Source organism: Nostoc sp. (assembly GCF_036917135.1).
Lineage (GTDB): Bacteria > Cyanobacteriota > Cyanobacteriia > Cyanobacteriales > Nostocaceae > Nostoc.
Genome location: NZ_JBALEA010000046.1, coordinates 26,547 through 47,248 on the forward strand (window position 1 = coordinate 26,547; position 20,702 = coordinate 47,248).

A 20,702-nucleotide genomic window follows, 5' to 3' on the forward strand; every position below is an offset into this window, starting at 1 on the left:
CCAAAAACTAAGCTATATCCGCTTGACTCTCACAACGATCAACTCTGCCAGAATATTGACTACCAGTGTCAAGAAAAATAGAACTAAAGCCGCGTACATTAAAGCCGCAACTTGTAAACCACTAGCTTCTGAGAATTGATTTGCCAGTAGAGAAGAAATCGTATTGGCTGGTGCTAAAAGAGAGAGACTGATGTTATTGGAGTTGCCAATTAACATCGTTACAGCCATTGTTTCTCCCATAGCCCGGCCTAGTCCCAGCATCACAGCACTAACTATGCCCGAAAAGGCTGCTGGTATGAGAACTTGCAAAATCGTTTCCCAGCGCGTTGCTCCCAGTCCTAGAGAGGCTTGGCGCAAACTGGGGGGTACAGAAATTAAGGCATCGCGGGATAAAGCTGTGATGATGGGCAAAGTCATAATCGCTAATATGACTCCCGCCGGCAACATCCCTGGACCTGTAGGAGAAGTGCTAAAAAATGGCAGCCAGCCAAAGTAACTATTGAGCCATTTTCCCAAGCCGGTTAAGATTGGTACTAAAACGAAAATACCCCACACGCCGTATACAACGCTGGGAATAGCTGCCAGCAGTTCTACTGCAAAAACCAGTACCAGTTTCACTTTAGCGGGCAAAAAATCCTCGCTCAGTACAATAGCAGTACCAACCCCGATTGGTACTGCTATCAGCAGACCAATAAAAGAACTCAAGAGAGTTCCATAAACTTGAGGTAGCACGCCATAGCTATCATTAACCGGGTTCCAAGTGGTGTTGACTAAAAAGCCAGCACCAAACTTTTGGATGGCAGGCCAAGAACCAATTGCAACCTGCGACCCAATCCATAATAAAGTACCAGCAACCCCAAAGGCGAAAATTTTAGTCAGCCAAATAAAACCCCTATCTAGGGATTTTTCTGCGCCAGAGCGATTTTTCATCGCTGATAACAGATTTTGAGAATTTGTAGTCATGAATACCGACTTTAACAATTAAATCAGAGGAAAATCGGGGAGGCAACAAGATTTAGTAAAATTGCCGCCTCATCATCTATTTAAAGTGATATATTTAGTAACTGCCTGTTTCCAGTTACTATTGATTAGGCGTGTTTGATATTTACTTGTTAGCGCTAGTAGCACTGCCAACAGAAATTTTATACTCTGGACTGATTTGATCGGCAGCAGCGGCCACCTTTGTGATCACGTTTGCAGGTAGAGGAACATACCCTAATGCACTAGCCTGTTTTTGACCATCAGTTAAAGCGTATTCGATCGCGGCTTCAACTGCTTTAGCTTTTGCGGCATTGGGATATTTCTTGTAAGCCAAAATCCAGGTGTAAGTGACGATGGGATAGGAATCAGCCCCTTCTGGATCGGAAATGAAGGCACGGAGATTTGCGGGTAAAGGTACTGATGCCAGAGACTTAGAGGCTGACTCCTCACTAGCTACAACAAATTTACCGGCTTTGTTTTCCAAATCAGCAAACTTGAGACTATTTTGTTTGGCATAGCCGTACTCGACATAACCAATAGAACCTTGGGTTTGTTGAATTTGGGCGGTAACACCCTCATTACCCTTAGCACCGACTCCTGTAGGCCAGTTGACAGTTTTGCCCTCACCAACTTTAGTCTTCCACTCTGGGCTAATCGCGCTGAGGTGTTTTGTGAATACACCTGTGGTTCCGCTACCATCAGAACGATAAACAACTGTGATTGGCTGTTTAGGAAGTTTTGCACCTGGGTTAGCCTTGGCAATTTGGGCATCATCCCAAGACTTGATTTTGCCTAGTAGAATATCAGCGTAAACGGCTCGTGATAGTTTGAGTTCTGGAACATCTGGTAAGTTGTAAGCCAGCACGATGCTACCAGCAGTCACAGGCAGTAAAATAACACCCTTATCTGCTGGTACTTTCTGGATTTCTTCATCCTTCATGGCCACATCGCTGGCACCAAAGTCTACAGTGCCTTTGATAAATTGCTCAACTCCAGAACCGCTACCAACTGAGGCATAGTCAACTTGCAGATTTGGATATTTTTTGTTTAAATCCGTAAACCAGGTATCATATAGTGGTGCTGGAAAAGACGCACCAGCCCCGCTTAACTTTACGGTTCCACCAAGGTCTAATTTAGCTGGGCTAGAGGCAGCAGTATCAGTAGCAGTACCAGAAGGAGTCTCCTTGGTGGCTGTACTATCTGGGGTTTGCTGTCCGCCACAAGCTGCTAGGCTTATTGTCAGTGCTAACACTGAAATTGAACCTGTGAGGCGATAAATTTTTGTTACACTAAGACGTGAGAGCATCGCTATCAATTTTTTTAGTAACTTTTCAGGTGAGCGTTCCCAAGATAACCCTAAAGGGTAACAATAAAGATTAACAATAGGTTAACAGAGCCAAAAGATGCTTGTTTTTTTGATGAAAAGGAAACCCTTATTTATAGTTTGTCTTGATAAATTTTATACTCGTGCTTTAGTTTTAAGATACAAACAGCACCACAGTAAGTTAGTTGCACGTATTTACAAAACTTTATTGATAGTGTAATTTCATTGGTCAAGTCGTAAAAAAAGTATGTAAATATAAGCACTTCGTAGCCAATTTTAGACAATGCTCTGAAAAATTAGTACAAATACTCAGTTCTATTTCAGGTCAAATACCAGAATTAAGAACACGCCTCAGTTAATAAAATCAGACAGATGCATATCTCTGACTTTTCACAGCATCTGGAAAACCTCACTTCTATTTCTCTCTGCTAAAAGGAGGAGCCACTCTTGTTGCAGGTGGCATCAGAGACTTTGAATTTTCCCCCTTCCCGTGTCGGGAAGGGGGTTAGGTCAATCGTTAACTTTTCCACATAACGTGAAAAGTCAGATGGATACCTAAGTCACAATTCGCAGAACTGAAAAATTACATACCGAAAAGTCAAAAGAAAATATGCTAGTTCTTAAGATGTCAGCAAAAATTTTAGCTGTTGGTTTTCCCTTTTGCTTTTTCTTAGTTGCCTGATAAATGTTTGCTGCTTCCAATCAATTACTATGGTCTATGATTGGCTTACTCCTGACAATGGGTGGCACTTTCCTAGAAGCTTATGGCATCACCTTACCTTGGAGTTGGAGTCAGCACGGAATTCAGACTTTTTCTTTAGGTGTCACTTTTCAAATTGGCGCAGTATTGTTGGTGGGTTGTCTAGGGGGCAAAAATGCCGGAGCGCTCTCGCAAATTGCCTACTTAGTTATGGGTTTAACGTTGTTACCTGTATTTGCCGATGGCGGCGGTATTGGTTATGTCAAGCTATCTCAGTTTGGCTATCTACTAGGCTTTATTCCTGGAGCTTGGATTTGTGGCTTGTTTGCCTTTAAAGCTAGGCCTCGACTAGAAACTCTTGCCTTTAGTTGCGTTTGTGGCTTGTTAACTCTCCACATCTGCGGTATTACTTATTTGATTATTAGCTATTTTTTTCAGTGGAAAGGCACTGAAAATCTACCCTTGATGCAAGCAATCCTCAGATACTCCTGGTTTGCACTACCAGGTCAACTAACTGTGGTCTGTGCCGTTAGTGTAATAGCATACATATTGCGTCACTTAATGTTTTATTAATTGATTTTCCTTTGTCAAAAGCTCATGACCAATGACTAATGACTAATGACCAATGACCAATGACTAATGACTAATTCATCATGCGTTTAAAAAATCGCTTTTTCTGGATTGCTGCCTTCATAGCTTTTTTCTTAGATCAAATAACAAAATACTGGGTGGTGCAAACCTTTAGCTTGGGGCAGACACTACCATTTTTACCTGGAATATTTCATTTTACCTATGTAACTAACACGGGTGCCGCTTTTAGCCTGTTAAGTGGCAAAGTAGAGTGGTTGCGCTGGCTATCTTTAGGAGTGAGTTTAGTATTGATAGCGTTAGCCTTGTTTGGACCAACGTTAAATTTGTGGGATCAGTTGGGCTATGGCTTGATTTTAGGTGGAGCGATGGGTAATGGTATTGATCGCTTTGTTTTAGGGTACGTCGTTGATTTTCTTGATTTTCGTCTAATTAACTTTGCTGTGTTTAATGTGGCAGATTCATTTATTAGTATCGGTATTGTTTGTCTGTTAATTGCTTCTTTGCAAAAAACACCGACTTCAACTGGTAGGTAAGATTAAAGTAATTCGTAATGACGAATTACGAATTAATTAAAGTATTAAGCCTGGGATGGTTAATCCCAGGCTATTGATTACTGAAACCGTTGCTCAGTCTTATATGCGAAGACTTTAACTATAAGGTTTTAGCGATTTTTATTTGTGAGCTTAGACCAGTTATGCGAACTGGTGCAAGAAATGAAGATGCACTGGCGATCGCTGATGACAAACTAGTATTCAGATTATGCCCCAGCTTTTAATTTAATTACCTGTGGTAGGACTTTTTGGCGAAGGCGAACTAGAGCCGGGAGTACTGGGAGAGCTACCTGGTTCAATACTGCTACCAGGAGTGCCAGGAGTGCCAGGTTGTTCAGGTGCAGTTGAGCTACCTGGTTCGGTAGTGCTGCTAGGAGCGCCAGGTTGTTCAGGTGCGGTTGAGCTACCGGGTGCTGGAGTTAAGTTGCTAGGAGCGCCTGGTGTCGGTGGGGTAAGGGTTCCTGGTGCTGGAGTTAAGTTGCTAGGAGCGCCTGGTGTCGGTGGGGTAAGGGTTCCTGGTGTTGGAGTTAAGTTACCAGGAGCGTCTGGTGCCGATGGGGTAATGCTTCCTGGTGTTGGAGGTGTTGGAGAGCTTTCGGGAGTGACAGATCCAGGCGGGGTCGTTGTTCCTGGTGTGGTTTCTGCTGGTACTGTAGTGCTACTAGGAGCGCTAGGGGTTAGTGCTGTGCCGTTGGGACAGCGAGAGTTGAGCGGAAAATACTCGCACAGAATTTTCATACCTTCTGGCGACATCTTGATTTCCGTTGGTGCGCTAGTGGAGTCGCTACTAGATTGGGCTATGGGGGATTTACTGGATTCGGCTACAGCAATATTGGTGGTGAGTGCCAAAGATAGAGCTGCACCAATCATTGTCAGAGATTTTCCCATCATTCTGAAATTAACCTTAACGGAACACTCGCACTATTAAAACAGACAATAAGATTTAGAAAATCTTCCTAAATGAAGATGTTTAGGTTTATTTCAAAATATGTGGATATGTAAAAGTGGTAAAAAATAAATCTGTTGTTTATTGAAAAGAAGTGTTTAAAAATACAACTACAAAAGCGCTGCTTGTAGTTATTTAACTACTAAGAGTAGATAGAATAAGCATTTTAGAATGGAGGGGAAAATTATGTATTTGTAAAAGAGTGAGAAAAATCACAACTTATTTCTAGTCATTAAATATATTTAGGTATAAAATAAATCCAAAAACCCATATAGCCAATTTATGCTTTGGCTTATGAGTAAAATGATGGAAGATTAATATCTAAATTGTAGTTCGCCCGATTCTTCACTAAAAACTGTGATGTAAATAGCCGATGAGTTCTCCCCAACCGCCTCACAAGCCACAAACGTTACTAGGTCAACTGACTCAAGCAGTACATACGATTCAAGCTAGGGTCGATTTTTCTAAATTGGCGCTCAAGCCTAATGCCAAAGTACCGGAACTTTGGGTGCAGGATGCGGGGGCGGATAAGGCAGAGGTATATCCACTGTTGGGCGATCGCTATATTCTCGGTCGCAGTTCCAAATCCAGCGATATCGTCATCCGTAACCCTGTTGTCAGTCAAATTCACCTGTCGCTATCGCGGAATTCGACTCAGCGCACACCAGTTTTCGTTATCAAAGACGAAAACTCCACCAATGGCATTTATCGTGGCAAGCGTCGTGTTAGCTCCCTAGAACTGCGTCACGGCGATATTCTGACTCTGGGACCTCCAGAACTCGCCGCTTCTGTGCGGTTGCAATACGTCGATCCACCAGCCTGGTATGTAAAAGCTGCAACTTTGACAGGTTATGGTGTTGGCGGCGTCAGTGCCTTGTTAGCGTTAGTAATTGGCGTGGAATGGCTGAAATTTACAGTCAGACCCCTACCGACAGCTACACGCGCCCCAGTAGTTGTTTACGCCCGTGATGGAGCCACTCCCCTGAGAGAGCCTCGGACGACCTCTCATGTAGACATGAAGCGTTTAGAGGAATTTGGCCCTTATTTGCCTGCTGCGGTGGTGGCTTCAGAGGATACTCGTTATTACTGGCACTTTGGGGTTGACCCTCTGGGGATTTTACGAGCCGTGTTGATCAATAGTCGTAGCGGAGATGTGCAACAAGGAGCCAGCACAGTTACCCAGCAAGTTGCCCGCAGTTTATTCCGCGAGTATGTAGGCAGGCAAGATACCCTTGGACGCAAGTTGCGGGAGGCAGTTGTTGCCCTGAAGCTCGAAACCTTTTACAGCAAAGATGATATTTTGCTGATGTATTTAAATCGGGTTTTTTTGGGGGGAGATACTTCTGGCTTTGAGGATGCAGCCCGGTATTACTTTGAGAAGCCGGCTAAAGAATTAACTTTGGCAGAAGCAGCAACATTAGTAGGAATTTTACCAGCCCCCAACGCTTTTGATTTTTGTGGGAATGGTTCAAATAAGCTACAAGCGGCTGAATATCGGAATCGCGTGATTAAGCGGTTGCTGGAGATGGGCAAAATTAAACCTGAAGATGCCAACCGAGCCAGACGCTCCACCGTCCAAGTTAGTCCTAAAGTCTGTGAACAGCAAGCTAAAACGATCGCACCTTATTTTTACAGTTACGTCTTCTCGGAACTGGAATCAATCTTGGGGCAGGGAGCTGCAAGAGAAGGAAATTATATCATTGAAACCAAGCTTGATCCAACTATACAGAGCCAAGCAGAAGCAGCGTTGCGGAATTCAGTGAACAACGGTGGTGCAAATTTTAATTTTTCTCAAGGGGCTGTGGTAACTCTTGACTCTAGTACAGGTAGCATCCTGGCAATGGTAGGTGGGACTGATTACAAAAAAAGTCAGTTCAATCGTGCTGTCCAAGCTAAAAGACAACCAGGTTCCACCTTCAAAATATTTACTTACACCGCCGCTATTGAACAGGGAATTTCACCATCCAAGGATTATTCCTGCGCTCCTTTAACTTGGCAAGGCTTCACCTACAAACCTTGTCGTTCAAGTGCTGGGAGTTTAGATATTGCCACCGGGCTGGCTCTTTCAGAAAATCCCATTGCCTTGGGAGTTGCTAAAGAAATTGGGCTAAATAAAGTGGTGGCGATGGCGCAGCGTTTGGGGATAAAATCATCCCTCGATCCGGTTCCTGGATTGGTACTGGGTCAAAGCGTGGTAAATGTTTTGGAAATGACTGGTGCTTTTGGCGCTATTGGCAATCGTGGCGTGTCAAATCCTCCCCATGCGATTAACCGAATTTTAGACAGTGGTGATTGCCGCGATCGCAATGATATCAAAACCTGCCGTGTAATCTACTCCTTCGACCAAGATCTAGATGCCAACAAACGAGTACTGACAAATGGTGTCGCCGATGAAATGACTAGTTTGATGCGCGGCGTAATTACCAGAGGTACCGGTCGTAGTGCTGCCCTTGGACTAGGGGAAGCTGGTAAAACTGGCACAACTGATAAAAACGTTGACTTATGGTTCATAGGTTTTATCCCCAGCCAGCGACTTGTAACTGGTGTTTGGCTGGGAAACGACAATAATTCCCCGACATCTGGCAGCAGCGCTCAAGCCGCTCAGTTGTGGGGGAATTATATGCGGCGGATTACAAGGTAAATTGGTTCTCAGAAATTGTGATCAAGCCCTAAATCTGACTAATACCTAACTAGTCACAAACAAGCAAAAACAGATTGCATAATTATCATTTTTTCCATCAGCAATAACCTGAGTTTTTGTCGGTGCTTGTGTTGCTTGGAACTGGTTCGATCTTTTGTCCGGCAAATTTGAGCAGGTTAGCAAAGATAACAGTCTGATCACCACCTAAAATTGGCTGCCAATCTTTAGGTGCTTTATTAATATAAGACTCCTGATCAGAATCTAAAAGTCCATAAAACACCTCGGCTACAATTCGACCACCTACCCAACCTAGCTGAGTTTTAGCACCAACACCATTGAGTAACTCTACTTCGGAAAAAGGTTTTTCCACACCAAAGTGATCTACTAAAGGAGCTTGACCCTCAGCTAAGATGTAAAACCAGAGTGGGGTGTCGTTTTGCAGGCTCTTAGCAATTTGCTCAAACTTGAACTGTGCATTCCCTTCCGCATTTTCACCCGCTGATTGTCGCACACTGAGTTGATCTGATGTGAGAGGGATAGCCTGAGTAAAACCTTTGTCCTGTAAAGCTTTGACAATCTGTTGCCCGCTTTGTACTCTGTAGTTGTTGCCTCGCAATAAATTAAGCAGTGCCAGGGATGGACGTGGTGGTACTTTCGTATCTGGCAAAGTGTCAGGGCTTATTGCATCTTTAACTTCTTTAATAACCCCCCCAACATTCTGGCTGGTTGGCAACACAGGGGACGGTAAAACGCCAAGTGGATCAACCAAGTTGGAATCAATTTTGTAAGCTAGTTGTAAGCGTACTTCTGGTCTTTCTTTGTCATCAGCAGGACTTTCACGAGGCTCATTGGGTAACACTCCTGGACTTGTGAGTGGGAAAAAGCGCGCCCAGTTATCAATGACATGATCTTTTGGTAGTGGCTCGAATCCTAACAAACTGTCAGGGTCTCGGTTGTCATTATCGCTACCCGGGAAAATGCTAAAGGGTTTATCTTTGTTGAGGCGATAACCAAAGCGCACTCCAGAATGTCCAAAACGGTAAGCTGCTACTACAAATTCGCGGGGTAAATTCTCGCGTTTGTCTTCTGTATAAAGAGCATAGTTTTGGGCGCGTTGGTCACGAGTTTTGTCTTTTAGACCTTCTAGAACATCTGCGTTAACAATGCGCGGCAAAAAGTCTTCTATCACTATCTTTTGATAAGCCCAGCGTACTTCGTTTTGTGCCGCTTCAAACAAAGCAGTACCTGTCAGTTTCTGATCGTCTTGCAGTTTCTGATTGTTTTGTTTGAGCTTTGCTACTACTGCATTATGATACTTGACAAAAGACAATTGAATTTGACTGATGATCGAGTTTTCATCATTACGTTTGTCACCAATAATCGCGCGACCATTGGGGCTACGCAGTAGGTCTTGATCTGCCTGATGTTTAAAGTCTTCAACTAGCTTTGTATTACTGGCACTAGGTTGAACCTGATTTTCAGTGCCGTTTTTATATAAAAGAGTAGCCCCGTCCTCAGCGTATATAAAAGGGTTAGCATCAGGTCCGTCACCGTATAAAGAGTCCAAATCAAAGCGTGGAGTCCGTAAATTAGTTGGGAAACGCTCTTGAGAACCAATATCTGCTGGATTCAAAGATGATGTGTTGTCAAAGGTGAGATCGTGATCGATGAATTGACCAAAGTATGTATAACCTGCTGGTAAGAGCAAATTTTCTTCAGGATCAGGACCATCTTTGACTTTATCAGGGTCCGACTTTATGCTGTTAGCAAGTTCTAGCAGTTCATGGGTCGGATAGCTTTTTGCTCTTAAAGGCAGTAAATGTGTAAATGCTTGTTCTCGTGTGCCGACGGAACCGTGACCAAATCCACTCATATGATGCTCCAAAATTAAGGTAAAGTTAATTGATTGAATGACTATTGCGTTAAAGCAATCTGCACTTTAGATTTCGATAAACTTATCAAAAGAAAGTGATTTTGACAGCTTTGACACTTTTGTAAGCAGAGATGGCATAGCCTAGTTGTCAAATTAATGTCGGCTAGGATGTATCCCTGTCTATCATCAGATTTCCTCCTTATAGATTTGTTTACTTTCTGAAAGCTTCTTATCGGGTTTGTGAGTATTTACTTGAGTCGATAATTCTTTTTAGGCAGAGACCAGAGTTTGACTGTCCTATCGGCACTGCTACTGGCTATCATGTCTCCATGCGGAATGAAAACTACTGAACGCACTAGACTCTTAACCAGTCAGGGCAAGGGCTGTATCTTGACTTAGTGCTATTCGTTACACTCACTAATGTGCCAATGTCCAATTCTACAGTTCGGATCTCATCGCCCTCAAATTGCCGTGAGGTTTGTGCTGTCCTTGTAAAGGATTTAAATTTGGCTTGTTTGCAGACATAATATTTTCCTTGTCTCAATTATCTTGAATCTGGTTTGACTTTTGAAATCGTCAAATAGCGACCTCAATAAATTGAAGAGAATCTTCTGTATAAATATCAGAGCTAATCAAATCATTTATGCAAAGTATGAAAAGGTTGTAGCCCCGGATTTCTCACCAGATATCTCAAAGCCTTGTCCAGGGGAGCAGGGGAGCAGGGGAGCAGAGGAGAGTTCTTGTAGGGAGCAACGCGAAAAAGTGAGATCGGGGTTTAATTCTCAGTTACATAGCTTTATTCTCAATAAAAACAGCTATTTCACTGCGATCGCACTATTAAACAGGTCATTTATACCCCTAATTTTTAGCACCTCACAAAATCGCGTTGCTCCCGTTCTTGTATAAGTTTTTTCCCCTGTGTCCCTCTGCCTCTCTGCACCTCAAGGTTGTGAGAAATGCGGGATTCCCCATTCCCTATTGTTGATATCCCTGCCAAGGAATGACTTCCAGCGTGCCGCTAGGCTTGAATATCACTTGGAAGTGGGCGAGAGGTTCTTTGTTATTAGGAGCAGCTACATTAGAACCATAGATACCGTTGAACATCTTGGGAAGGGGTGTTTCCCGAAAATAGTCAAAGGCGACTTGATTGAGTGGTTCATAGTCAGCAATTACACCATTTTTATTTACCGCTACCCGATATTTCAAATCTCGCGTAAAGGTGGGGGTACCAGTCCAACTTTGACGAACTGCATTATAAAGCTTTTGATTTAAACCTTTAGTTATATTCGAGTCAGTAATTTTTGCACCAACGACATCTGGCGTTCTAGCATATCCCCGCCAAGGGCTAACTTGTAGCACACCATCTGTAGTAAAGACTATTCGGAATTGGGCGATGGGTTCATTGGAAATGGGAGGGCGGTTAGCAGGATTATAAAGTAAGTTAGGCAGAGGGGTTTGCCCGACTCCTTGATTTGCTTCTTTATTCACCGCCTTGTAACCAACGATCGCACCATCGGCAGCTACACCTAAACGATAGATCAAATCCTGTTGCAATCCTGAGCGTTTAGTCCAAGCTGGATGAATTTGGTTATATACTTGGCGATTCAATGCACGCAACTGGGATGGATCGGTAATTTCAGGAACCGTATTTAAAAGTGCTTCTAAATCTTTAACTACTGGCTTTGCACTAGCTGCGGGTGTTGGTGTGGGTGTTGCCGCTGCGATGGGTGTTGCAGCAGTTGATGCTAGAGGAGTGAGGCTCTTTGTTGTAGAGCTACTTTGCTCGTCTGCTTTCGGCTGCGGTGGCCGGATTTGGGGAGGTGGAATCAGGTTAAATGCGATCGCTGCTACTGCTAAACTTGATACTCCCACAGCAGCAGGAACAACCTGCCGGATCAAAGCCTGACTAGCACCGCCATAGCGTCTAGTAACGGGTTGTAGCTCCAGGGATAATTCTGGTAAAGTCTGGGTATCAGCGAAAAACTGATCCACTGCTTCCACTAAATCAAACAACTGCACCGTATTCAAATCTATTTCAATCGGCGGACGTTTGGAATTTTTAGAGTTAGACTCAAACCCCTCAGCAGCACCTTCTGAATGTATGATTAACCTGTGTCGGTTGCTGTCAATTTTCTGAAACTCTACTAGCTCCGATTCCTGGTTATGTGCTTGTGGGTTAGGTACACTACTTAAAAATTCTTGGGCATAGCCACTAACAGCCCTCACCAAACTTTCAAAAAATTCCCGTCCTCCAGTTAGCGGTTGATTGTAACCAGATAAATAGCATTCTGCATTTACCAATATTGATAATTCCGGGCGCATTTCTTGGAAGTGTGCAGCCCTAGTGACATCACTTAACCCTTCTAAAAGCAGTGTACAATTAGGTAGACTATACTTACGTTGAATATTCATTCCACTTCACCGTCAAAAAGACTAATCCAGAATCGCTGCATTCCAGCTGTACCAGTACAAAATAGTAATTGTCCTAACAAATTTATCGCTAGCGCATCTAATTTTTCATCAGAAGTTAATGCTAGTACACCAGAACGTCGAGCATTCATCCGGCTCTTAAAATGCGCTCTAAACCGCTCTAGGTAATTAGATAGCCGCAAATTCTGTTCTAATGGAATCTGCTTTTCTTCCATTTGTTGACATATCATTAGTAACTGACGGATGACAACAGTTAAACGCCGTGCTATGTAGCAAGCAATGACCACCAGAGCTTTTGCTTCCATAATAGTTAAGGGACGGCGCATATGCGCTCTTCGTAGCGGGTTAGAGCTACGCATCCGCCATAAATTCACCCGATCTTTAACAATTCCTTTCAGATCCAACTCTTGAGCAAAAGCCAGGATTGCTTCAGAACCACCAAGCTCTAAAGCTTCAATTGCCAATAAAATCAGGTCAATTTGCAACCGCGTTCTTCGAGGACACGTTTTGGAAGCGATCGCAGGATCTGGTAAAGTGTCCAGAATCATCGGCAGTGATTCTTGGGTTGAACTGTTGAACGGCGTTAAACTTGCTGAGACATTCATTCTATAAAATACCTTATGCGGTTCCAACAGACTAGATAAAACAAATTTAAGATCGGTAGCCAAGACGAAACCACTAAACTTGTGGCAGTAGCACGACTACCAGATATATACATTACTTACTCTTTCTACTCAAAGTTTTCCCTATATTGAAATCAAAATTTTAAATCATCAGTTAATTTACCTCATTTATTAGCGCAACACATTTTCTAGCTTGGTTTAGATTCTAATTATCGTCAATGAAGAGCGAAGCTTCAGCCTCGACCCCCAGCGTATGACATTATAGTGTACGATTTTTCAGGTATCTGAAAATGGAGACTGGGGATTCGGGACTGGGGATTGGGATAGCTATCAATTTAAATTAATAACTCCTCACTCTTCACTCCTAACTTTCCCCACTCCCTACTCCCCATTCCCTATTCCCCATCTTATGGATTTGAAGTCTCTCATTCGCAACATCCCAGATTTCCCCAAACCCGGAATTTTATTTCGGGATATTACTACACTACTGCGTGATCCAGAAGGACTGCGCTACACTATTGACTTTTTAACACAAAAATGCAATGAAGCTGGAATAGCAATAGATTATGTCATCGGTATTGAGTCGAGGGGATTCATTTTTGGCTCACCTCTAGCTTATAAATTAGGAGTTGGTTTTATTCCCGTCCGCAAAAAAGGTAAGTTACCAGCAGAGGTTTACTCAATTGAGTATGAACTAGAGTATGGTACAGACTGTCTAGAAGTGCATCAAGACGCTTTACACCAAGGTAGCCGAGTGTTGATTGTAGACGATTTGATTGCCACGGGTGGAACTGCAAGTGCTACAGCAAAGCTAGTGCAGAAGATTGGCTGCGAACTAGTAGGATTTGGGTTTATTATCGAGCTACGGGATTTACAAGGGCGTACACATTTGCCGGATGTGCCGATTATCTCCCTAGTTGAATATTAGTTATTGGTCATTGGTCACTTGTACTGAGCGACTTGCCTTGACTTGTGCCGAGCGAAGCCGAGGTAGCGAAGTCGAAAGGAGTCGAAGTATTAGTCATTGGTCATTAGCAAACAACAAAAGACAAAGGACAAAGGATAAAAGACAAATGACATCTACGAAAATTTCCTTGGAGACAGGTCGAGATTGGCTAATCAGGCTAGTCACGAGCGAAACTTTTGTTTATGTGGCAAAGCGGCTATTGCAGGCACTGCTGACCTTATTTTTAGCATCAGCATTATCGTTTTTTATTATTCAACTCGCTCCCGGTGATTATGTAGATACCCTGCGGCAAAACCCCAAGATATCTCCAGAAAGAATTGAGGAAATCAAGCGGCAGTTTGGTCTGGATAAGTCTTGGCCAGAGCAATTTTGGCTGTGGATATGGCGAATCTTGACAAAAGGGGATTTTGGTACGAGTTTTATTTATCAACGTTCAGTGGCATCGCTGTTGTGGGAAAGGGTACCAGCGACTTTGCTATTAGCGATCGCATCTTTAATTGTGACATGGGCGATCGCCATCCCTCTAGGGATCTTTGCTGCTGTTCAACAAAATAAGCTAGGAGACCGGATTTTACAAGTGATTAGTTACACCGGACAAGGCTTTCCCAGTTTCATCACTGCCTTAGCACTGCTAGTTTTAGCCCAAATCACATCGCCCCTGTTCCCAGTGGGTAGCATGACTAGCATTAATCACTCCGAACTATCGTGGTTTGGCAGAATCTTAGATATCGGCTGGCACATGATTTTACCAACGATCGCACTCTCAATTACCAGTTTTGCCGGTTTGCAACGCATCACTCGCGGCGAACTCTTGGATGTGCTACGTCAAGATTACATCCAAACAGCTCGTGCCAAAGGTCTCCCAGAAAACCGTGTCATTTACGTTCATGCACTCCGCAACGCCATAAATCCCTTAATTACCTTATTGGGTTTTGAATTGGCTGGTTTATTAAACGGTGCCTTCATTGCCGAATTTTTCTTCAACTGGCCTGGTTTAGGGAGGTTGACTCTACAGGCTTTACAATCTCAAGATTTATATTTATTAATGGCAAGCTTGGTTATGGGCGCAGTGCTGCTGATTGTTGGCAATTTAATCGCCGACTTGATGCTGAAAGCAGCCGATCCACGCATTCGCCTAGAAAATCTCAATTAGCACCAATTGCGAACTAAGTAAATAGGCGAGAATATATAGAACTCCGATTTGATTTCTGAAAACATCCTGAGACTGAAAAGCCCGTTTTATCACGGTTTTATCTGAAATCTTGTTCAAAAATCAGATATGAGTTCTATAGTAAAAATTTTGAGATTATTTTGTAGTGTACTCCCAGATAAGGACTTTATTCCTCACTATAGCAGTACACCCGTAGGGGCACGGCATTGCCGTGCCCCTACACCTCGTGATGTAACGTTGTACTGCATCTGAATGGGAACCGCTATACTAGTCTTTGATTATTTACGCCACTCAACCTACCAAAACCTTCTCTAACGGATTGCACTAGTGCATTTCAGGTTTTTTTTTAAGCGGGCGGCGGGAATCGAACCCGCATTAATAGCTTGGAAGGCTATAGTTTTGCCACTAAACTACGCCCGCGAAATTCCAACCCTATAAACATAACACAGCTTTTCTAAAAATTCAAGTATTTAATTCTAATTGGCAGTTTGAATTTTGATCTTGACATACAGATTGCTCAATTCTGGTTTTGTGCCGTTGTTATTGTGGGCAGCAAGAAAGTTTTCTGTTTTGAAAACTTCATTGAGGACTTGCTCATATCTGCTTTTTTCACTTTGCAGTGCTGCTGGTTCTATTTCTAGAACTATAGCCTGTTTAAAGTTACCATTGTTATCAATTATCAAGCTAGCCAAGAGTTGTGCTGGCTCAAGTCCAGAATTGTGGGCAAGAAAACTTGAGTCTAATTGTTTTGTGTTGCTTCCCCTGTATAAAGCAATAACGTCGGGTAAAACATCTTGTCGGAATCCTCTTGATCGTATCAAGTTAATCACTTCATCTCTAAGTAAAGGAGCTACTATTGCTACTGATGCTCCCCCAGTGCGACTTTGTGGAGTTTCTTTAGTTGGAGTTTGTGGAGTTTCTCTAGTTGGAGTTTGTGGAGTTTCTCTAGTGGGAGTTTGTGGAGTTTCTCTAGTGGGAGTTTGTGGAGTTTCTCTAGTGGGAGTTTGTGGAGTTTCTCTAGTGGGAGTTTGTGGAGTTTCTTTAGTTGGAGTTTCGGAAACTACTGGATTTGATGGAATACCTGTTGGTAGTAGCGTTCCTTTTCCCAGTTTGATGTCTTGACGGCGGTTCCAAGGTAGATTACCGACTGGAACTGGAACTGGAACTGTAGGTTTTGGTGTCGGTGTTGGTGTCGGCTTTGGTGTCGGCTTTGGTGTCGGTTTTGGTGTCGGTGTCGGTGTTGGTGTCGGTGTCGGTGTCGGCTTGGGAACTCTCTGTTGCCTAAAGGGTTTGGGTTTGCTATTCGGTTTAGATGCGTAAGTTCGGCTCTTCTGCTGGAGATGATCAGCAGAAGTTATTGCACCAAAATCTTGATTTCTGGGCGTAGTTCTTGCTGTTTGTGGTGAACGTGCTGGTACAGACTTTTGAGTTGAGGATAGTGGCTTTGGCGAAACTGTTTTGGCTGTTGATTTTGATTTGGGAGCAATGTCTATCAATTCAATGGGAACAGCAGATTGAGTTTGTTGGGGAAACCATAGACTAAACGCATTAGATGAGCGCATCAGCCAGAACACCAACAAGTGCAGAGAGACTGAACCCATAACGACAGAAATCCACAAACCTGGTGGGTCAGTGTGTCGCCTCCAAACTTTCGCTGGAATTGGAGTTTTGTCTGCAACCGATGGTGTCATATTGTAGAAACTGGATATAATTAAGCACTTTTACTCATTGGTAATACTTTAAAATACCACTCTAAATTCTAGCGATTAACCATTACCTCTGATGTAACAGCGAAAGTCAAAACTGTTTCATCTACTCCTTTAAGTTCTAGGGGACTACCTTTAGTAATTTCTTCTTCCTGCAAATAATCTGCCACGGCAGCAGAAACCAGGATCGTACCGGGAACAGCAGCAGCTTGCAACCTTGCAGCAATATTCACACTTGGGCCAATGGCAGTATAATCGGCACGTTCAGCGCTACCAAACATCCCCACAACAGCAGTACCTTGGTGGATACCGCACCGGAACTGTACGCTAGTAAGTTTGTCGCCATCGAATACACCTTGGTTTTGCCAGCGTTGGTTCAATTCAGCTAGTGAGTGGTGCATTGCTCTCGCTGTATTGATGGCACGACGCACCTGTTCATTGGGGGTTAGTTCTTCCGGCGCTCCGTATAAAGCTAAAATAGCATCTCCCATAAATTTATCTACAGTGCCGCCATTGCTAAAGACAACCTTAGTCATGGCTTCTAAATATTCATTTAGCAGCTCTGCTACTCGTCGGGATCTGAGAGTATTTGATAGCTGTGTAAAACCGACGATATCACTAAACAAAACTGTAATTAAGCGTGGTTCTGGACGCAAATCTAACGTTAAATCTCCAGTTGCAGCTTTTTGCACCAACACAGCAGGCAAGAAGCGCTTTAGAACCGATTCTGTTAAATAAGTATTTAACTCCACGATTCGCCGTTCATTTTCCTTCAACGCTAAAAGATTCCGAACTTCCGCTAAAAGTTCCCGATCGTTGAATGGTTTTGCTAAATAAGCATCCGCCCCATGTTCTGTACCTTCGATGCGGGTTTCCTCGTCAACTTTCGCTGTCAGCAGAATGATTGGTATTCCTTTCAACTTCTCCTCATTGCGGATCAGCTGAATCATCTCAAGCCCGCTCACCAAGGGCATCATTAAGTCAGTCACAATCAAGTTGGGTATAATTTCCTTAGCGATACTGTGCCCTTCATAACCGTTACGAGCAGTCTGTACATGATAACCGTTGCGGCGGAAAATCTCAGATACATAGGTTCGCAAATCCGGGTTGTCATCTACAACTAAAATTGAGTGCTGAGTTTTAGTCTTAAGTGCTGAGCCTTGAGTATCAATAGTGGGGGGTAAGTTTATTGTAATATCTTCAATATTGTCTATTGTTGGCTCTACCAGTTCTAAATCAGCCAATTCTACACTAGCGCGGCTCATGTTCAGTTCGGTAGTCGTTTCTAGTACTTGCTGTGCGGGTAAATGAGCATTTCCAGTCACAAGCCATAAACTAAAGGTAGTGCCTTGTCCGTAAACTGACTCCACAGTGACTTGACCACCATGTAATTCTACCAATTCTTTAACTAAAGCTAAACCCAAACCACTGCCTTCATAGGAGCGGTTTGCTGAACCTTCAGCTTGACGGAAGCGCTCGAATAGGTGGGGAATTTGTTCTTGAACAATGCCAATTCCAGTATCTTGTACTTGCAATATGCAACGATCGCGCTCAGATTTGAGTCTGACACTGATCGTGCCACCTTCGGGAGTAAATTTCATGGCATTTGACAGGAGGTTATAAACCACCTTGTCAAATTTTTCCATGTCCAAGTACACCGTAGAACATTCATCTAACTGGGTGGCGAGATGCAGTTTCTTTTTCTCGCAGTAAGGACGAAAAGATTCCACAATTTGGCTGACAAATTCAACTATGTCGCAGGGATGGAAACTAGGCTGCATTCTCCCCGCATCCAGGCGTTGTAAATCCAGAAGTTGATTTACTAGTCGCAGGAGGCGGCGGGAGTTACGCAGGGCGATCGCACATTGGGAGTAAGATAATCCCTCACCAGCCGCCACCGCCGACTCTAAAGGCCCTTGAATCAAGGTGATGGGTGTGCGAAACTCATGGGAAATATTTTGGAAAAATTCGGTTTTTTGCCTGTCTAATTCCAGTAAGCGTTCAGCTTGTTGGCGAGTTTTCTGATACAAGTGTGACTGTTGCACAGCGATCGCGGCTTGAGCTGCGACTGCTTTCGCCAAATCAATATCAGACGGCAGCCATTGGCGTACTTTTTTACCTTCATGTAACGTAATACTACCGATACATTTCCCATCAGCCAATAATGGTACAAACATTAGCGATCGCGCTGGCATTTTTAAAGGCAAATCAAAACCCCGCACATCTGAGGCAGAATGACTCACATTACCAATTACCACAGGTTCATGTGTCTGTAGCATTTGTTGAAGAATGGGATTCTCCTGTATGGATGCTTGAGAATAAGGTAATCTCTGGTTTGATAGGTGATTATTGCTACTTAAGTGATTCTCTGGGGCTAGCGATGCCTGGGTTGGGCTGTGCCTACGTAAATTTTCCAAATGTTGATAACTGTCATACAAGCCCACACACTCGACAAACTCATCATCCTCTGTCCACAAAGACAAAACACAGCCATCGACTTGTAAAGCTTGTCCCAATTGCTGAGTGATCGCCGCAAAAATATCTTGGGGATCTAGGCTAGAGCGAATCGCGCTAGTAATCGTATTAATGAGGGCTTCTCGTTTGGCAAGGGCACGTACTTGTTCATAAGCATAAGCTTGAGACAAAGCTAAGGCTGCCTGATCCGCTACCATCAAAACTAACTGCACCTCATCATCCCCCCAAAAGCGAGGCAGAGAACACTGGTGGAGTGCCAGTACTGCCATCAGTTCTTGTTGGCAGATCAATGGCACAACTAAACTAGAACAAATATTAGCAGCAACAAAAGCTGCCCCACGTTGGCGTAGTTCAGGAGTATCACCGTAAATGCGCTCATCATCGACCACATCGTGAATCACCTGAACTTCCCGAGTTTCCCACACTGTCTGAGCCAAAAGAGCCAGAGAGGGAGAGGAGATGGGGGGTAGAGGGGAAGGATTTACTGCAACATCCCCTCCGCTCCCCTGCCCCTCCGCTTCTTCAGAAAGAGGCTTCTGATAAATGAATCCCTTATCCGCCAACTGCTCATCTTGGAAGGGACGCAACAGACAGACATCCACCTCCAACATGTGACCCACTGTATCGACAATTGCCTGCAAAATTTGTCTGTAGTCTAAAGCACTGCGAATCGTATTTGTAACGGTATTCAGCAGCGATTCTTGACGGAGTGTGCGGGTAAGTTCACGAGTTCTGGCTTTAAGAACATTGTGGGTATCCAAAGCTTGGCGTACCACTGCTTTGAGTTCCTCAGCTTCCCACGGTTTGGTCACATATTTGAATACCTTGCCAGCGTTGATTGCTTCCACCAGGTCTTCGACATCGGTGTAGCCAGTTAAAATAATCCGAATAATATCTGGATATTGAGTTGCTGTCAGACTCAAAAATTCTGTACCGCTCATCATCGGCATCCGTTGGTCGGAGATGATCACCGCGACCTCTCCCTCTTGAGCCAGCAGATCGAGGGCCGCAGGTCCAGAGGTTGCCCTTAGCACCTTATACTCGCGATAGAAAGTGCGGTAAAGCAAGTCAAGGTTGTCCGGTTCATCATCGACAACCAAAATTTTAGGCTTACTGTTTGCTTGGGATTTCATGCACCGCTTTCCTGCTGCAACGGCAGTCGGATAAAGAATAATCTGATCAGGTAAGGATTTTTCTGAGTCAGGTGAGAGCAGAGCATTTCGACCAATAAGGCTGTTTGGCTATATGACTGCTGAGTGTAGGAGCGTTTGCTCACAGTGTTTCGTCTCAATGGCTTGTGCCGATTACCGTTTGCTTTGGTGCAGTGAATTGCTTTCATAGTCAGTTTTAGTGTTACAGAGTCGACGCTTGCTTGCCAAATCTTCCTTCATCCCCCGTGAGCAATGTCTCATAATACATACAGCGCTCATAGCTAGCTGAAAGATCCAGATGAAGCTGCATATTAAGTTTTCCCTCCGCAGCAGTTGTACTAACACTTGCAAGTAAATTTTATTTATGGTAGTCATGGTAGAGCAGCAAGATTAAAACAATAAGATTTAAAGCCAAAGTATAGTATTAGACAAATACCTCTTTCTAATTTAGCAATCAGAACTATCATTAAGACAAGTGTTAGTGGTTGAAGAGTTAGAAATTAGGGATTGCGGAACCTTACGGACTCTTGTCCCAGTGGCTGTACAACATATTCATCTAATTTAGTAGCCAG

General features: G+C 43.6%; 15 protein-coding genes and 1 tRNA gene. 5 read left to right on the forward strand and 11 right to left on the reverse strand.

All coding sequences use genetic code 11. The features are described from left to right. Positions 1-12: 12 nt before the first annotated feature. Entirely contained in the window at positions 13-963 is a 951-nt protein-coding gene (gene pstC, locus V7K50_RS14060) for a phosphate ABC transporter permease subunit PstC (RefSeq protein WP_334960925.1), read from the reverse strand. Positions 964-1,105: 142 nt separating this feature from the next. Further along, on the reverse strand, positions 1,106-2,287 hold the full coding sequence (pstS, locus tag V7K50_RS14065) for a phosphate ABC transporter substrate-binding protein PstS (protein WP_334960927.1): 1,182 nt from the start codon (positions 2,285-2,287) through the stop codon (positions 1,106-1,108). A 703-nt stretch (positions 2,288-2,990) separates the two neighbouring features. On the opposite strand from pstS, the gene V7K50_RS14070 reads away from it, so the two are divergent. Further along, positions 2,991-3,578, forward strand: coding sequence for a biotin transporter BioY (locus V7K50_RS14070; RefSeq protein ID WP_334960929.1), 588 nt, complete (start codon positions 2,991-2,993; stop codon positions 3,576-3,578). Positions 3,579-3,658: 80 nt separating this feature from the next. Further along, a complete protein-coding gene (gene lspA, locus V7K50_RS14075; protein ID WP_334960931.1) occupies positions 3,659-4,129 on the forward strand; it encodes a signal peptidase II in 471 nt (156 codons plus the stop codon). A 243-nt stretch (positions 4,130-4,372) separates the two neighbouring features. Here lspA and V7K50_RS14080 read toward each other — a convergent pair whose 3' ends face one another. Next, complete coding sequence (locus V7K50_RS14080) at positions 4,373-5,038, reverse strand: hypothetical protein (protein ID WP_334960933.1); 666 nt, start codon at positions 5,036-5,038, stop codon at positions 4,373-4,375. Positions 5,039-5,466: 428 nt separating this feature from the next. On the opposite strand from V7K50_RS14080, the gene V7K50_RS14085 reads away from it, so the two are divergent. After that, the gene (locus V7K50_RS14085) at positions 5,467-7,734 is read left to right on the forward strand and encodes a transglycosylase domain-containing protein (protein ID WP_334960935.1); all 2,268 of its coding nucleotides are present in this window, start codon (positions 5,467-5,469) and stop codon (positions 7,732-7,734) included. Positions 7,735-7,831: 97 nt separating this feature from the next. Here V7K50_RS14085 and V7K50_RS14090 read toward each other — a convergent pair whose 3' ends face one another. From V7K50_RS14090 to V7K50_RS14100, 4 genes are all read right to left on the reverse strand, one after another. Continuing rightward, positions 7,832-9,607, reverse strand: coding sequence for a peroxidase family protein (locus V7K50_RS14090; RefSeq protein WP_334960937.1), 1,776 nt, complete (start codon positions 9,605-9,607; stop codon positions 7,832-7,834). Between the two features lie 248 nt (positions 9,608-9,855). Next, positions 9,856-9,963: a hypothetical protein gene (locus tag V7K50_RS30700; RefSeq protein ID WP_442944593.1), complete on the reverse strand. Its 108-nt coding sequence runs from the start codon at positions 9,961-9,963 to the stop codon at positions 9,856-9,858. Positions 9,964-10,582: 619 nt separating this feature from the next. Beyond that, positions 10,583-12,019 (reverse strand): DUF4335 domain-containing protein, encoded by a 1,437-nt coding sequence (locus V7K50_RS14095; protein ID WP_334960939.1) that lies wholly within the window; start codon positions 12,017-12,019, stop codon positions 10,583-10,585. Further along, a complete protein-coding gene (locus V7K50_RS14100) occupies positions 12,016-12,642 on the reverse strand; it encodes a DUF3038 domain-containing protein (protein WP_334960941.1) in 627 nt (208 codons plus the stop codon). Before V7K50_RS14100 ends, V7K50_RS14095 begins: the two co-directional genes overlap by 4 nt. A gap of 427 nt (positions 12,643-13,069) precedes the next feature. On the opposite strand from V7K50_RS14100, the gene V7K50_RS14105 reads away from it, so the two are divergent. Both V7K50_RS14105 and V7K50_RS14110 read left to right on the forward strand, forming a co-directional pair. Further along, positions 13,070-13,588, forward strand: coding sequence for an adenine phosphoribosyltransferase (locus V7K50_RS14105; RefSeq protein WP_334960943.1), 519 nt, complete (start codon positions 13,070-13,072; stop codon positions 13,586-13,588). Between the two features lie 145 nt (positions 13,589-13,733). Then, positions 13,734-14,780: an ABC transporter permease gene (locus V7K50_RS14110; protein ID WP_334960945.1), complete on the forward strand. Its 1,047-nt coding sequence runs from the start codon at positions 13,734-13,736 to the stop codon at positions 14,778-14,780. A gap of 367 nt (positions 14,781-15,147) precedes the next feature. Here the strand turns inward: V7K50_RS14110 and V7K50_RS14115 are convergent. The 4 genes from V7K50_RS14115 to V7K50_RS14130 all read right to left on the reverse strand — a co-directional run bounded on the left by V7K50_RS14115 (position 15,148) and on the right by V7K50_RS14130 (position 20,318). Further along, positions 15,148-15,218: transfer RNA gene (locus tag V7K50_RS14115), tRNA-Gly, on the reverse strand. A 56-nt stretch (positions 15,219-15,274) separates the two neighbouring features. Beyond that, on the reverse strand, positions 15,275-16,489 hold the full coding sequence (locus tag V7K50_RS14120; protein WP_334960947.1) for a hypothetical protein: 1,215 nt from the start codon (positions 16,487-16,489) through the stop codon (positions 15,275-15,277). A gap of 68 nt (positions 16,490-16,557) precedes the next feature. Next, positions 16,558-20,112 (reverse strand): response regulator, encoded by a 3,555-nt coding sequence (locus V7K50_RS14125; protein ID WP_334960949.1) that lies wholly within the window; start codon positions 20,110-20,112, stop codon positions 16,558-16,560. Beyond that, complete coding sequence (locus V7K50_RS14130) at positions 20,109-20,318, reverse strand: hypothetical protein (protein ID WP_334960951.1); 210 nt, start codon at positions 20,316-20,318, stop codon at positions 20,109-20,111. The genes V7K50_RS14125 and V7K50_RS14130 overlap by 4 nt, the downstream gene beginning before the upstream one ends. Positions 20,319-20,702 lie beyond the last annotated feature (384 nt).

Coding starts and splice junctions, on each gene's coding strand:
- pstC (WP_334960925.1), bottom strand. CDS start 963: ATGACTACAAATTCTCAAAATCTGTTATCAGCGATGAAAAATCGCTCT.
- pstS (WP_334960927.1), bottom strand. CDS start 2,287: ATGCTCTCACGTCTTAGTGTAACAAAAATTTATCGCCTCACAGGTTCA.
- V7K50_RS14070 (WP_334960929.1), top strand. CDS start 2,991: ATGTTTGCTGCTTCCAATCAATTACTATGGTCTATGATTGGCTTACTC.
- lspA (WP_334960931.1), top strand. CDS start 3,659: ATGCGTTTAAAAAATCGCTTTTTCTGGATTGCTGCCTTCATAGCTTTT.
- V7K50_RS14080 (WP_334960933.1), bottom strand. CDS start 5,038: ATGATGGGAAAATCTCTGACAATGATTGGTGCAGCTCTATCTTTGGCA.
- V7K50_RS14085 (WP_334960935.1), top strand. CDS start 5,467: ATGAGTTCTCCCCAACCGCCTCACAAGCCACAAACGTTACTAGGTCAA.
- V7K50_RS14090 (WP_334960937.1), bottom strand. CDS start 9,607: ATGAGTGGATTTGGTCACGGTTCCGTCGGCACACGAGAACAAGCATTT.
- V7K50_RS14095 (WP_334960939.1), bottom strand. CDS start 12,019: ATGAATATTCAACGTAAGTATAGTCTACCTAATTGTACACTGCTTTTA.
- V7K50_RS14100 (WP_334960941.1), bottom strand. CDS start 12,642: ATGAATGTCTCAGCAAGTTTAACGCCGTTCAACAGTTCAACCCAAGAA.
- V7K50_RS14105 (WP_334960943.1), top strand. CDS start 13,070: ATGGATTTGAAGTCTCTCATTCGCAACATCCCAGATTTCCCCAAACCC.
- V7K50_RS14110 (WP_334960945.1), top strand. CDS start 13,734: ATGACATCTACGAAAATTTCCTTGGAGACAGGTCGAGATTGGCTAATC.
- V7K50_RS14120 (WP_334960947.1), bottom strand. CDS start 16,489: ATGACACCATCGGTTGCAGACAAAACTCCAATTCCAGCGAAAGTTTGG.
- V7K50_RS14125 (WP_334960949.1), bottom strand. CDS start 20,112: ATGAAATCCCAAGCAAACAGTAAGCCTAAAATTTTGGTTGTCGATGAT.
- V7K50_RS14130 (WP_334960951.1), bottom strand. CDS start 20,318: ATGAAAGCAATTCACTGCACCAAAGCAAACGGTAATCGGCACAAGCCA.